This window comes from Exiguobacterium sp. s193 (genome assembly GCF_018618755.1).
GTDB lineage: Bacteria > Bacillota > Bacilli > Exiguobacteriales > Exiguobacteriaceae > Exiguobacterium_A.
Genome location: NZ_JACSMR010000011.1, coordinates 1 through 12,504, shown reverse-complemented (window position 1 = coordinate 12,504; position 12,504 = coordinate 1). Strand labels below are relative to the sequence as shown.

Here is a 12,504-nt window from a genome sequence, read left to right as displayed (position 1 = left end):
GTTTAACTACTGTTGTCCTCACCATCACTCCGCTCAGCCCGTATACCAGATCGGAATTTTTCGCGAGAAGTTTTCGTGTGTTGCGAGAATGCGCGCCAGGCGCTCGGTCATCTCAGCGACTTCAGCCGGATGATTCCGAATCGTCCAGACAAGGGTTGAGAACAGGGCCATCGCCATATAAACGCTGTAGACGTCCCAAAGCGCATCCGGGACCGGACCGTCAAAATAGCCTCTGAGTTGTCCCCGTGCGAACGGAATACTCCGCTCGACGGTAAAAAGCCCGAGTTTGACAAAATCATGCCACGGGTCGCCGTAATCCGCTTGATCGAAGTCAATCACACCAACAAGCGATCCGGTTCGGACAATCAGATTGCCTAAATGAAAGTCGTCATGCTGAAACCGGTTCGGCCGCCCGGCGATTCGCGGCAGCCGGTGTTCGACCCAGGCGATGATTTGTTCCGCCTGTTCAAACTCCACTCCGCTCCTCCTGTACGCGGTGACGTACCGCTGATGTTTTGCTTAGCACCGCTCTGCCCAATCTGCGACCGAAGCAGGTGCAGCAGTTCGGTGGAGCGCTGCCAACACACGTCCCGCTTCGACTCCGAGCCGGTATGCCGCAGCATCGTCCGCCGTCACGAGCTCCGTTTTCGCGTCGTTTCCTTTGATGTACGGCCTGATGCTGTAACACCACCGGTCCGAGAGCCGTCCGACCGCAAGATACGGGGCGACCGGTAGACCGGCGTCCGCCATCTTGCGTACCACTTCCGCCAACTCACGTTGCCGGTCGAACTGTGTTCCGTCCGCGAGCCGCAATACATAATTCATCTTTCCGTGGACGACATGGAATTTCGGATAACGAGAATAACCAGCCGTCAATGCCTCGATGCTTGTCGCCCCCCTCAACCAGTCGATGTTTTGTATAAGCTCTTTCCGGTCCATTCAATTCCCTCCTTGACACGCGACAGATCCGTCGGACATACGAAAAAGCAGGGAAGTTACCCTCCCTGCTTTTTCACGCCGATGGCTGTCCTGGAATATACTCCGAGATGATCTCGAGTAACTCGGCATAGGCCTGTTCAAAATCAATGTTTTCAATCATGTAATCGTAATGGTCCCGGTCTTTCCAGGCTTCCGAATAATCGACGAGCCGTGCTTCAAACTCCGGTGTGTCCCCGCGCATCAACAGACGTTCTTTCATCAAGTCCGGTGGGACGGACACGAAAATCGTGATGACACGGTCTTCGAACAACTCTTTGAACGCTGCTGCGCCTTTCGGGTCGATGTCTTTGATGACGATGCCGTTCGTCGCCACGACGTCTTCATAGGCTTGACGTGGTGTTCCGTACCATGCCCGGTGGACATGTGCGTATTCGATGAATCCTGCATCTTGAATCAATTGTTGGAACGTTTTCACATCGACGAAATGATAACTTTCCCCGTCCTGCTCAGTCGGGCGTTTTGGTCGTGTCGTCACGGATGGAATGAACCGGACATGTTCATACTCGTTCCGTAACCGTTTGATTAAGGACGACTTCCCGCTGCCCGATCCACCAATCAATAGAATGATTTTACCTGACATCGTCATCCTCCTTTTGCTGTTGCTTTGTCATGAAATAACCTGAAAAACGAAGCGAAAATTGTTCGAGTTCGCTATCACCGACGACACCGTAAATCGGACGGATGACGACGAGATACCGATCATACTCGATGATCCGTGCGACATCGTTTCGCGTCATTTGGACACGCTGTTCCGGATAACTCGCGACGTAGTACCAATCGACGGCGATGCGTTCCGGTGTTGCTGTCGAGTAAATCCACGTTTCGCTCTTTTCATCGTGCTGAATCGTACTTTTAAAGGAAAAACGTTGTACGGTTTTTAATTCGTCTTTTGCGTCTTTCAGTCCTGCTTGGAAGTCGTCCGGTCGTGTCGCTGACTGCACGACTTGTTTTGGCTGCGGCGGTGGTATTTGTTTAAAACCTAGCTCGATTCCGATGGCGAGTGCAATCAGTGAAGCGATGACAAGCAACACATACCCCTTCCGCATGACGCTTCCTCCTTAGTCGATCGACAGGCGCGCTTTGAATCCTTTTGGATCATTGACGATGACGGCATCGATGCCGATCGCCTCCATCTGTTTGACATCCTCTGCCGATTTCGGTGTATAGACACGGACGGCGATTCCTGCTGCGTGAGCGAGTGCGACGTCTTCTGCCGTCACGCGCCGATAATCCGGATGAATTCCTGTTGCGCCCAGTTGCTTCGCTTGCAATTCCGGGTGAAATAACGGATAGGGATAGAGCAGTGCCGTCTCGAGCGTCGGATCGAGTTGACGGATCGTATCAATCGAGTAATGATTGAAGGAACTAAAGATTAACCGGTCCGGTGTTATCTGATGGGCACGACAACGTGCGACGACGTAGGCCTCGAGACCTGCGTAACGGATCGTATCCGTCTTCAGTTCGATGTTGAGGACGACCTTTGTCGGTGCGACGAGCGTCAAAACTTCGTCAAGCGTCGGAATCATTGCACGTTGCGGTTCCGTACCTTTAAAACGAGCGCCCGCATTCAATTGTTTCAGTTCTGCGAGCGTAAGATCGACGACGCGTCCCGTTCCATCCGTCGTCCGGTCGACGGTCTCGTCATGAATGATGACCCCGACCCCGTCTTTTGAGAAATGAACATCGAACTCGATGCCATCGACGTCCGGAAGTGCGGCCTCGAACGCTTCGAGCGTGTTTTCCGGAAAGGCGTCACTCGCGCCACGGTGGGCAAACCATTTCATCACAGCGTTTCGACGACGCGCGTATATTTCTTCGTCAAGTAATCGATTAACGGTTGAACAGTAATCGATTGTCCGGTCGCTTTTTCAATCAATTCGGCCGGCGTCTTCGCTTTTCCGTATTGGTGAATATTTTCCTTTAACCATTTTTTGATCGGTGTAAACGAGCCGCTTGCAATCAGTTCATCGATGTCTGTGACATCCCGACGCATCGCTTCGTTCAGCTGGGCACTGTAGACGAGTCCGAGCGCGTAGCTCGGGAAGTAACCAAACGATCCACCCGACCAGTGGACGTCTTGTAAGACACCTTTCGCGTTCGACGGGACGTCTACTCCGAGATACTCTTTGTAGAGACGGTTCCATTCTTCTGGTAACGCCTTGACTTCGAGTTCGCCCGTGATGAGACGTTTTTCAAGTTCATAGCGGATGATGATATGCAGCGCGTATGTCAGCTCGTCCGCCTCGATCCGGATCAACGACGGTTTGACTTCGTTGACGGCAGCATAAAACGTCGCAAATGGGATATCCGCCAACGATGGAATCGCCGCTTGCAGGCCTGTATAACGCGCTTCAAGGAAGCCGCGGTTACGACCGATGAAGTTCTCAAAGAATAACGATTGTGATTCATGGATTCCCATCGATGCGCCTTCGCCGAGACCAAGCGAATCGAGTTCCGGGTTGATGCCTTGTTCGTACGTCGCATGACCGGCTTCGTGCATCGTCCCAAACACAGAGTTGCGGTAGTCGGATACGTCATATTTCGTCGTGACACGGGCATCTTTTCGGTTGATCGTCGTCTGGAACGGATGAATCGTCTCGTCCAAGCGACCGGCTGTGAAGTCATAACCGATGTCATTCAGCCACTCATGGTTGAGTTTGATTTGTGTTTCCCGGTCTGCTGACCAATCGAGTTTCGGGAATGTTTTGCCGTCAAGTTCTGCCAGTAAACCGATGATCGCCTGGCGCAATTCAGCAAACAGCGGATCGAGTTGTGCGACCGTCATGCCGGGTTCATAGTCATGGAGCAATGCATCATACGGATGATTGTCGTATCCCCAGTACTCGACGAATTTCCGCTCTGTCGCGACAATTTTTTCTAAGAACGGTTCGAACATCGCCCAGTCATTGGCATCTTTCGCTTTTTCCCAGACACTCTCCGCTTCCGAAATCAACGTCACGAACGCTTGGTATTCCGCTTCCGGAATTTTTGAGTCCCGGTCAAATGCCTGTTTCGCCTTTTCGTACGAAATCGCATCGAGTCCCGTCAACGATTCTTGCCCCATCGCTTCTAACAGTGACTGATACTGTGTGCCTGTCCGGCGACGGAAACTTTCCGTCGACAAGAAACCGAGTGATTTCGAACGGTTTGCTGCCGATTGTTCCGGCATGTATGTCCGCATATCCCAGTAGAGTAAAGCGACAGCTTCCTCATAGGCACCGAGTGCGTCAAAGTGGTCGCGCCATTGTTGTAATGTATTCATTCTAAAATCCCCCTTAAAATATGTAATGGTCTACGTTTTTTAGCATATCACAAAATGTTCAAAACATTCATACAGGAATACCCTTTGAAACCTTTGTGGTCATTTGAACGTATAAATTGTATGATTAAGCTATCAAAGAAAGGATGGGGCATACGTGAAAACAGATCAAGAACTGGCGTCTGCTATCGACATCGGATCGGACGGACAAACGTATACAATTATTAATCAACCAAACAAATTAGAATGGATCGGCACAGGACGGAGTGCGTTCGTCTTTCGCATCAACGGGACGGACCGCGTCATCAAAAAGTTTTTCCCGAGCCATCGTCATCTCGCTGCACTCGAAGGGTCGATTTATGAACAGTTGGCCCCCTTTCCGACGTACGCCAAACAATACGCCTACGGGACGGATTATCTCGTCATCGAATACATCGAAGGACAGACCTTATTCGATTGTCTCGTCAGCGGGACATTGATTTCACGTGACGTCATCCGTGTTGTCGATCACGCCTTGGCGGAAGCACGATCGGTCGGCTTGAATCCGTCCGACATCCATTTGCGCAACATCATGCTGACGAACGGCGGGACACGGATCATCGATGTCGCACGGTTCCGTCAGACAGCACCGTGTTCGCAATGGGACGACTTAAAACGGGCATACGATTACTTTTATAGCAAATCGTATTTTCCGAAAAAATTGCCCGAGTCCTTCTTGAACACGGTGGCGGATATTTATAAGCGGCGGATGTTCGAGTCACACCGTAATACCGGTTGATCCATCAGAAGAAACGGCAGCGTGTCTCACGAACGACGAGATCCGCTACCGTTTTTTGTATTTTTTTGGTGTCATTTCATATGTAAAAATCGGAATTCGTCGATATTTACATCCTTTTTTTGGTATAATAAGACTAGATAATTTAGCTTTCCATACCTTGTTGAAAGTAGGTCAGAGGATGAAAGAATTGATACAAACGCACGCGGATTTACTTGACATGCTTGACGATTTACTGCGTGAGCCGACAGCATTCTGGAACGGCTTTTACGCCGACCGGGACAAACGGATTCCGTTTTTCGTCAACAAACCGGACGAAAATCTCGTCCGGTATTTTGAGCGCGGCCTCTTCGCGCCGGGTCACGTCTTGGAACTCGGTTGCGGACCGGGACGCAACGCGCTGTATTTTGCAAGGCAAAGCTGTATCGTGACCGCCGTCGATTTGTCGCGTGAGTCGCTTGACTGGGCACGCGAACGGGCGCAGGAGGAGCAGCTCGACGTCGACTTCATCGAACGGAACATCTTTGATTTATCACCCGTTAAAGAGGTGTATGACATCATTTACGATTCCGGTTGTTTCCACCATATCGCTCCGCACCGGCGACTCGATTACCTCAAACTCGTCACTGATTCCTTGACGGACGGCGGATATTTCGCCCTGACTTGTTTTATCGAAGGCGGCGAACTCGGCGGATCCGACATCTCCGACTGGGAAGTGTACCGGACACGCAGCTTAAACGGTGGATTAGGATTCACGGAAGAGAAGTTACGGTTGATTTTTGCTGACTTCGATGTGATTGAAATCAGACCGATGTTGATGATGCCGGCGTCCGCGACGACTTTCGGTCGTACTGGACTGTGGACGGGATTGTTTCAAAGAAAAGCACGGTGAGTACGCATAACGACAAAACCACGCAGGGGCTCGGCCGCCTGACGTGGTTTTTTTCACTTGGATTTTTTTCCGGTCACGCGTTTCGGTTTAGCGAATAACCCGAAATACAATCCGACCAATACGCTGACGATGATCCAGCCGTCTGTTTTATCCATCTAGGCGCCTCCCGCCTTTCACTTAAGTGTGCCTAAATCATACACCAATAAATGATCATGTGCTTCATGAACACTTTTTTGTGCCTTGACTTACGATTGAAAATGGTAATGGAACAATACGAGGACCGACAAAATCAGGGACCGATTTTGCTGCTCATTAACTTTAAACGTTACGTCGGACCGCAAGTTCGCTTTACTCGTCGCAATCACCTCAGTTCCCTGCCGCACTTCAATCTTCGAGGATAGCGTTGAGGAAGTGACTTCGTACTCGACGCCTTGATAGGTCAGGAGCATGACTTCTTTGAACGTACTCATCTGTTTCAGTGACGCGTTGGTCCGGACCGTTCCGACGACTTCACCGTTTTCATAGACGAGCCACTTTTGATTCCGGGCTAAGAGGGAACTCCGTTGTTCGATATAAACAACATCGCGTCCTGCAAAGCTGAAGTTCAGATTCAAGAACCACCCCCGCAGTTTTGCCGAAAGCTGAACGAACAAAAATTGCCACCCTTTTTGATAGCTCCGTCGATAAGACCCGATCTGCCGCGCACCCTCTAGTACATATTTCGGTCGTCGTGTCGTCCGTTCGACGCACCGTGTCGCTAACGTATTCGCGCGTCCCCCGTACCGCATGTCACGTCTGATTTGCCAGTTGTCGAGAAGCGCGCCACCAAGTGCTGCGAGCAGCAACAGCGAAATCAGACCAAGTTCCAGCCAACTGAACATGCCGGTTGAGATGAAGCGGACGACTATCCCGATCGTGAATAACCCATACAATAACAACATTTCACCCATCGTCCTTCTTGCCTCCTTTTAATGCCCTCTCGTTGATCCTGGCTTTAGTGTACACTAGCACGTTTACGATAGTAAGGATTATCTAAATGAGTTAAAATATGTTAAACGATGGAGTTAAAGGAGGAGATGCAGCATGACCGAACAGCCACAAATCGCACTCGTGACCGGTGCCAGTAGCGGTCGGGATATCGGGGCGGCGATCTGTCGGATGCTTGCCGCACGAGGAATCGAGATTTTTTTCACCGCCTGGCAAGCGGAACACGACTGGATCCCATCATTTGAAGCGGAACTGGCAGCTTTTGGTGTCCGGACAAGAGGATTCCTGATTGATTTAGCCGATCCGGCGGCGGCGGCAACTGTCCATCAAACCGTCGTTGCGACGCTCGGTCAACCGTCGATTTTAATCAACAATGCCGCTCACTCGACACAAACTGACTATTTGTCGCTCGACGCCGCAGCGCTCGACGCCCATTATGCGGTCAATATCCGAACGACGTTCCTGTTATCGGTTGAGTTCGCCCGCCACCTGCAAGCATCATCATTACTTTCAGGACGGATCATCAACATGACATCCGGTCAGGAACTCGGACCGATGCCGGGCGAACTTGCTTATGTCGCGACGAAAGGTGCGATTTCTGCCTTTACACAGACGTTCGCGCAGGAAGTTGCCCCGTTCGGCATTACGGTCAACGCCGTCAACCCCGGTCCGACCGACTCGACTTGGATGACGGACGAAATTCGCTCCGCCCTGTTACCGAAGTTCCCCTTCGGCCGAATCGGGACCCCAAACGACGTCGCCCGTCTGATTTCGTTTCTCGTCAGCGACGAAGGTGCCTGGATCACCGGACAAATCCTGCATTCTGAAGGGGGGTTCATCCGTCAATAACAGAGCAATTTGCCATCAGACGAACGAAAAGGTCACGAGACGGAGATGTCCGTCCAGTGACCTTTTTACTTTACTTTCATTTCATTTAAGTCAGACGTCACCCATGAAAAAATAATGGCAAGGATGGCGCGACGACTTCTTCACGTTCCAGCGTTTCATGACCGACAATCATCACTTGACCCGTTGCGAGATCGACACATAACAGGTCCCCCTGCATGTCTTCGTACCCGATGATGTACCATGCTTTTAATCGATCCGCTTGATGGTGTTCGACTTCAATGATACTCCGAAAAATCGCTTGCGATTCTTCAAACAGATCAACCGGATGGACAAAGGCATACCGTGGCAATCCATCGATATCCGTTAAGCGGACTTCTTCTTCCTCTACCGGTAACAGTGCCGTAACTTGCTCGACCGTCATCATGTCTTCACGTCCTTTCTGTTCTCTTGAATAATAAACAAAAACAGACTCCGGAAATTACCGAAATCTGTTAGCGTCATGATGTATTTTTCTAGGGTAGCTTAGTCGTTTCGATTGGTCAACCCAAGGAACTGGGCTTTTTGATTAAACAGTTTCCGGTAGGACAGGTAGCCGACCATGACGGAAGACACGGCAGCATTCGTCAAAATCAAAAACAGGATCAGCAGTTGGTACATGACGGCTTCCATCGGATCTGCCCCACCGATGATCAAACCGCTCATCATGCCGGGAAGCTGGACGAGTCCCATCGTTTTCTGCGCCTCGATCGTCGGAATCATACTCGTCCGGATAGCGCTTTTCAAACTTCGATCGATTGCTGTTTTCGGTGAACCCCCGAGCGCTAAAACCAGCTCGATGATCTCATCGCCCCGTTCGACCTCATCCTTGAACTTATTGAGAAACAGGAGCGACAGAATCATACAGTTGCCGATCACCATCCCACTGATTGGAATGACTTCTTGCGCTTCAAACGGAATGATTCGAAGACCGAGCATGATGCCCATCGTCAAGAACTCGACACTGACTAACGTCAGTAAAATAATGCCCGTAATCCCGGGAATTCCGTCACCCTTCTTGATGATGTTGAGCGTCGCCGCGACAATCATCAACAGAACCATCAACCCGATGTAGACTTTACTGTCGCTTTCGAAAACGAACGTCAAGATGTAGCCGACAATCAACAGCTGGACGATCGACCGAACCGTCGCTATCAAAATGTCGTTGCCAAGTCCAAGCTTTAACGTATATGTCAGCACTAACGGAATCAAGATAAAGACTAAGGCGGAAGCGAGTTGCACGTAACTCATTGGTCGACCCCCTTGACGAACGCTTCGATGACGGGATTATTCGAGTCCTCAATCAACTCAATCGTTCCCTGTTCAATCAATTTCCCGTCTTTTAAGAACCACATGTCATCACTGACACGGCGCGCTTGTTCAAGGTCGTGCGTAATCCAGATCACCGTCACGTTGAATTCCCGTTGAACCTTTCGGACGAGCGCCTCGATTTCCTTGACCATCCGGTAATCAAGACTCGCCGTGATCTCGTCGAGCAACAGGACATCCGGTCGGTTGACGAGTGTCCGCGCGATCGCGATGCGGCTTTTTTCGCCTCCTGATAGTTCTTTAACGTTTTGTGTCAACGGAACCTCTTTCAAGTCGACCCGTTCCAACAGACGCTTAGCCTCTTCCTGTTCCAATGTCTGATCGAAGATCGCTTTCGGAAGATTCAAATTGTCGTACACAGTCCCCGCAATCATCGGGGCACTTTGAAAGGCCATGCCAATCTTTTTTCGAAGCTCCATCATATCGATGTCTTTTAGATCGGTCCCCTTAAAATAAATCGCCCCGGCGTCCGGGGAAAGTAATCCGTTGATTTGTTTCAGACACGTCGTTTTCCCGGCACCGCTCGGTCCGACGAGCGTCGTGATTTTTCCTTCCCGAAACGTCCCGGAGATCCCTTTGAGAATCGATTTGTACTGGACATCCTTAAATTCAATGACTGCCACACCACTCCACCTCACCTTTTTGGTCGTTTTTTCTAGTGTAGCAGGGACGGTTGCCGCGCGGACAGCGAGAAGGTTCGACAGATGCCCAAGGCTTAGCGAAAGTTAACGAATCGTTGATATCACGTCAGACGATAGACCCAGATTTCTTCACCGTTCGTTTCATCGATCCGTTTGATATCAGTAAAGCCTGCTTGCCGGTAAAAATACTTGGCATGCGTATTTTCTGCGTGTAAACTCAACACGATTTCATCGACTTCGAAATGGTCTTCGATGAAGCGGATTGCTCGTTTTAAAAACTGCGTCCCTAAGCCTCGTCCTTGGTATTGCTGACCGATCATGAAGCGGTCAAGCCAGATGTACTTGTCCGTCCGATTTTCAGCACCAATCATCATGAAGCCGACCGGCTGCCTGTTTTCGCATAAGGCATAACAACGCCAGTCGTGATCGTGATCGTTCATCGCTTCCTGAAGCGACTGTGCGTTCGTTTCGATATATGCACGCTGCGCGGCTGCGACTTTTAATGCGAGAACCGCGGCCTGATTCGCGTCATCAATCTCTTCGATTGTCATCATTGCCCATTCACCTCCTCTGCGTTCTTGTGATCTCTACAGCCTGCTCAAGATACGAGCAAATCCCGCATCGCTTCAACAAACTAAGCGCGATACGGGTTATAGCGTGCATGGATCAATGAAACAAGCGATCTTACCGTCCGTCACGAATGACGCGTGTTTTCGCAAACTCATCTTCCGGTAAAACTGAGGCATCCTGCAGATAACGCTGACGGTCCTTAAAGAATTTCCCTGCTGTGAATACTTCACGGTAAGCAATCCGTTTAAGGATTTGTGTCGTTTTCAACGGTTGGTTGTCTTGACTGACGACACGGAGTCCCATGACACGACTGCCGACCGTTCGACCATCCATCAAGCGTAATTGAACTGTTTCCATGACGACATCGACGACCGACTGGGTGACGATGCCACGGATGACGGGACGTTTGCTCCGTTTGAGAACTGTTTCTTCAAGGACATTTACAATGATAGCGTTCACCATCAAATTAATGACAGCCGCCCCGATTCTTCGTTTTGTGAGGGATTCCATGTGGATCATCCTTTCTCGATTTGAATAAAAAAAATGCCACTTCTCTTTCTGAAAAAAGAAGTGGCGTCATGCAAAACGATGAAACGTCCTGTCTGCCCAGCCATGCGGTGATTTCAGAGGCAACGAACATCCCCTCTCTTTTCCCGTTTTCTCATGGATTTAATCAAACGGTGACCGTTGATGTTTGAACAGTAATCTGTCTGAGTGTTGAAGCGTCAGCGTTGTCCTTTGATCGTTGAACATTCAGCTTTGACCGGACGGTCGCAAGGACCATCTTGGATGCTAATCGGTCAACCGATTAGAAGATGTCCGTTCTCGCACGGACGACGCGTGTTCGGTTATGAAATCATCAGACAAACAGGACGGTAGGTTTAGATTAAAATTTTCGTAAGTGTATTACTTTCAGATAGACTGAAATCGACTTCGGCATCAAATGCGTCGATTGTCTCGTCTAACTGTTGAATGACTTGACGAAGACCGGATGGGTCAATCAATTTCGGTTCTAATCGTTGGATGAACAGTCGACGCGTTTTTTCAATTTCTTCCGCGTCCCCTTTTTCACGCGCACCGTATGTCGCTTCGATATGATTTTCTGCACGCCGCTCGATCTCGATACGTTCCTGTTCAATCGTCTGCTCCACTTCATGCAGTTGTGTTTTGAGTGTTTGTAACAATTGGCGATCGTAGTCAAGACCCGTATCGCGACGATCAATCGCTTCCGCGACCGTCATCTCGGTCCCGGCGATTCGGACACGCGTCACGGCATTCGATGCGGTAATCGCTGCTTTGATTTGATTTCGACGCTCAATCAATGCGCGAACCGACTGGAGATTTGCCGCCGCTTCCGTCGCGAACTGTTCGACGTTCGGAAAACCTACAGGCGGTTTGTCTCCCGTATGCAATCCGATAAAGTGACCAAGCTGACCTTTTTTAATCCGTTTATCAAAATCAGGCGAGAATACGCCCACTTCTAAACGATCAGGGTGAAGCCCTAGTGAAAGTGGGAGATGAATCGCCAACCTCTCTTTCGGGTATGTCCTTTGTAAGGAGGTGAACATCATGTTGACTCACAAGGCCTACAAATTCAGAATCTATCCGACAAAAGAGCAGGAAATCCTCATTGTGAAGACGATCGGTTGTTCGCGCTTCGTTTTCAACCACTTCTTGGCGAAGTGGGATGAGACGTATAAAGCGACAGGGAAAGGACTATCCTACGGGTCTTGTTCGAAAGAACTCCCGTCGTTGAAGCAGGCGTTCGACTGGCTGAAGGAAGTCGATAGCACGTCTGTGCAGACGAGCGTCAAACATCTTGCTGATGCCTTTGACCGCTTCTTTAAGAAGCAGAACGAACGACCCCGCTTCAAGTCGAAACGGAACCCCGTTCAATCGTACAAGACGAACATTCAAGGCAAGTCTCAGCTTCCAGAAGTCTCGATCGTCGGCAACACGATCAAAATTCCAAAGCTGAAGTGGGTTCGTTTCGCCAACTCGAGGCAGGTCGTCGGACGCATCTTGAACGCGACCATCCGGCGGAACGCTTCAGGAAAATACTTCGTCTCCCTGCTCGTCGAGCAGGAGAGCAACGAAATGCCGAAGACGGGCTCATCCGTCGGCGTCGATGTCGGATTGAAGCACTTCGCCATCCTGTCGGACGGCA

General features: G+C 50.2%; 15 protein-coding genes and 1 pseudogene. 4 read left to right on the top strand and 12 right to left on the bottom strand.

Annotated features, from left to right (window positions below):
• Positions 1-33: 33 nt before the first annotated feature.
• From KNQ04_RS15655 to KNQ04_RS12330, 5 genes and pseudogenes are all read right to left on the bottom strand, one after another.
• Positions 34-939, bottom strand: a pseudogene (locus KNQ04_RS15655) (aminoglycoside phosphotransferase family protein).
• A gap of 73 nt (positions 940-1,012) precedes the next feature.
• Positions 1,013-1,579, bottom strand: a complete 567-nt coding sequence (locus KNQ04_RS12345) for a guanylate kinase (RefSeq protein ID WP_214851073.1) — start codon at positions 1,577-1,579, stop codon at positions 1,013-1,015.
• The gene (locus tag KNQ04_RS12340) at positions 1,569-2,045 is read right to left on the bottom strand and encodes a hypothetical protein (RefSeq protein ID WP_214851071.1); all 477 of its coding nucleotides are present in this window, start codon (positions 2,043-2,045) and stop codon (positions 1,569-1,571) included. Before KNQ04_RS12340 ends, KNQ04_RS12345 begins: the two co-directional genes overlap by 11 nt.
• 12 nt (positions 2,046-2,057) lie before the next feature.
• On the bottom strand, positions 2,058-2,783 hold the full coding sequence (locus tag KNQ04_RS12335; RefSeq protein ID WP_251137033.1) for a glycerophosphodiester phosphodiesterase: 726 nt from the start codon (positions 2,781-2,783) through the stop codon (positions 2,058-2,060).
• Positions 2,783-4,261 carry a carboxypeptidase M32 gene (locus KNQ04_RS12330; RefSeq protein WP_214851067.1) on the bottom strand — a complete coding sequence of 493 codons (1,479 nt, stop codon included), beginning with the start codon at positions 4,259-4,261 and terminating at the stop codon, positions 2,783-2,785. The genes KNQ04_RS12335 and KNQ04_RS12330 overlap by 1 nt, the downstream gene beginning before the upstream one ends.
• Before the next feature lie 154 nt (positions 4,262-4,415).
• Between KNQ04_RS12330 and KNQ04_RS12325 the strand changes: the two genes are divergently transcribed.
• A complete protein-coding gene (locus KNQ04_RS12325) occupies positions 4,416-5,036 on the top strand; it encodes a serine/threonine protein kinase (RefSeq protein ID WP_214851066.1) in 621 nt (206 codons plus the stop codon).
• 178 nt (positions 5,037-5,214) lie between these two features.
• Complete coding sequence (locus tag KNQ04_RS12320) at positions 5,215-5,925, top strand: SAM-dependent methyltransferase (RefSeq protein ID WP_214851065.1); 711 nt, start codon at positions 5,215-5,217, stop codon at positions 5,923-5,925.
• A gap of 245 nt (positions 5,926-6,170) precedes the next feature.
• Here KNQ04_RS12320 and KNQ04_RS12315 read toward each other — a convergent pair whose 3' ends face one another.
• Positions 6,171-6,875 (bottom strand): tubby C-terminal domain-like protein, encoded by a 705-nt coding sequence (locus tag KNQ04_RS12315; protein ID WP_214851064.1) that lies wholly within the window; start codon positions 6,873-6,875, stop codon positions 6,171-6,173.
• 133 nt (positions 6,876-7,008) lie between these two features.
• On the opposite strand from KNQ04_RS12315, the gene KNQ04_RS12310 reads away from it, so the two are divergent.
• The gene (locus KNQ04_RS12310; protein ID WP_214851063.1) at positions 7,009-7,761 is read left to right on the top strand and encodes an SDR family oxidoreductase; all 753 of its coding nucleotides are present in this window, start codon (positions 7,009-7,011) and stop codon (positions 7,759-7,761) included.
• A 97-nt stretch (positions 7,762-7,858) separates the two neighbouring features.
• On the opposite strand, the gene KNQ04_RS12305 is transcribed toward KNQ04_RS12310, so the two are convergent.
• The 6 genes from KNQ04_RS12305 to KNQ04_RS12280 all read right to left on the bottom strand — a co-directional run bounded on the left by KNQ04_RS12305 (position 7,859) and on the right by KNQ04_RS12280 (position 11,866).
• Positions 7,859-8,185 (bottom strand): hypothetical protein, encoded by a 327-nt coding sequence (locus KNQ04_RS12305; RefSeq protein ID WP_214851062.1) that lies wholly within the window; start codon positions 8,183-8,185, stop codon positions 7,859-7,861.
• A 98-nt stretch (positions 8,186-8,283) separates the two neighbouring features.
• A complete protein-coding gene (locus KNQ04_RS12300) occupies positions 8,284-9,048 on the bottom strand; it encodes an ABC transporter permease (protein WP_214851060.1) in 765 nt (254 codons plus the stop codon).
• Positions 9,045-9,749, bottom strand: a complete 705-nt coding sequence (locus KNQ04_RS12295; RefSeq protein ID WP_214851059.1) for an ABC transporter ATP-binding protein — start codon at positions 9,747-9,749, stop codon at positions 9,045-9,047. Before KNQ04_RS12295 ends, KNQ04_RS12300 begins: the two co-directional genes overlap by 4 nt.
• Positions 9,750-9,868: 119 nt before the next feature.
• Positions 9,869-10,321, bottom strand: a complete 453-nt coding sequence (locus tag KNQ04_RS12290) for a GNAT family N-acetyltransferase (RefSeq protein WP_214851057.1) — start codon at positions 10,319-10,321, stop codon at positions 9,869-9,871.
• Positions 10,322-10,451: 130 nt separating this feature from the next.
• Positions 10,452-10,847 (bottom strand): RDD family protein, encoded by a 396-nt coding sequence (locus tag KNQ04_RS12285; RefSeq protein ID WP_214851055.1) that lies wholly within the window; start codon positions 10,845-10,847, stop codon positions 10,452-10,454.
• Between the two features lie 371 nt (positions 10,848-11,218).
• Positions 11,219-11,866 (bottom strand): hypothetical protein, encoded by a 648-nt coding sequence (locus KNQ04_RS12280; RefSeq protein ID WP_251137032.1) that lies wholly within the window; start codon positions 11,864-11,866, stop codon positions 11,219-11,221.
• A gap of 40 nt (positions 11,867-11,906) precedes the next feature.
• Between KNQ04_RS12280 and KNQ04_RS12275 the strand changes: the two genes are divergently transcribed.
• A partial coding sequence (locus KNQ04_RS12275; protein ID WP_214851054.1) for an RNA-guided endonuclease TnpB family protein occupies positions 11,907-12,504 on the top strand: 598 nt, incomplete at its 3' end.

Coding starts and splice junctions, on each gene's coding strand:
- KNQ04_RS12345 (WP_214851073.1), bottom strand. CDS start 1,579: ATGTCAGGTAAAATCATTCTATTGATTGGTGGATCGGGCAGCGGGAAG.
- KNQ04_RS12340 (WP_214851071.1), bottom strand. CDS start 2,045: ATGCGGAAGGGGTATGTGTTGCTTGTCATCGCTTCACTGATTGCACTC.
- KNQ04_RS12335 (WP_251137033.1), bottom strand. CDS start 2,783: ATGAAATGGTTTGCCCACCGTGGCGCGAGTGACGCCTTTCCGGAAAAC.
- KNQ04_RS12330 (WP_214851067.1), bottom strand. CDS start 4,261: ATGAATACATTACAACAATGGCGCGACCACTTTGACGCACTCGGTGCC.
- KNQ04_RS12320 (WP_214851065.1), top strand. CDS start 5,215: ATGAAAGAATTGATACAAACGCACGCGGATTTACTTGACATGCTTGAC.
- KNQ04_RS12315 (WP_214851064.1), bottom strand. CDS start 6,875: ATGGGTGAAATGTTGTTATTGTATGGGTTATTCACGATCGGGATAGTC.
- KNQ04_RS12310 (WP_214851063.1), top strand. CDS start 7,009: ATGACCGAACAGCCACAAATCGCACTCGTGACCGGTGCCAGTAGCGGT.
- KNQ04_RS12305 (WP_214851062.1), bottom strand. CDS start 8,185: ATGATGACGGTCGAGCAAGTTACGGCACTGTTACCGGTAGAGGAAGAA.
- KNQ04_RS12300 (WP_214851060.1), bottom strand. CDS start 9,048: ATGAGTTACGTGCAACTCGCTTCCGCCTTAGTCTTTATCTTGATTCCG.
- KNQ04_RS12290 (WP_214851057.1), bottom strand. CDS start 10,321: ATGATGACAATCGAAGAGATTGATGACGCGAATCAGGCCGCGGTTCTC.
- KNQ04_RS12285 (WP_214851055.1), bottom strand. CDS start 10,847: ATGGAATCCCTCACAAAACGAAGAATCGGGGCGGCTGTCATTAATTTG.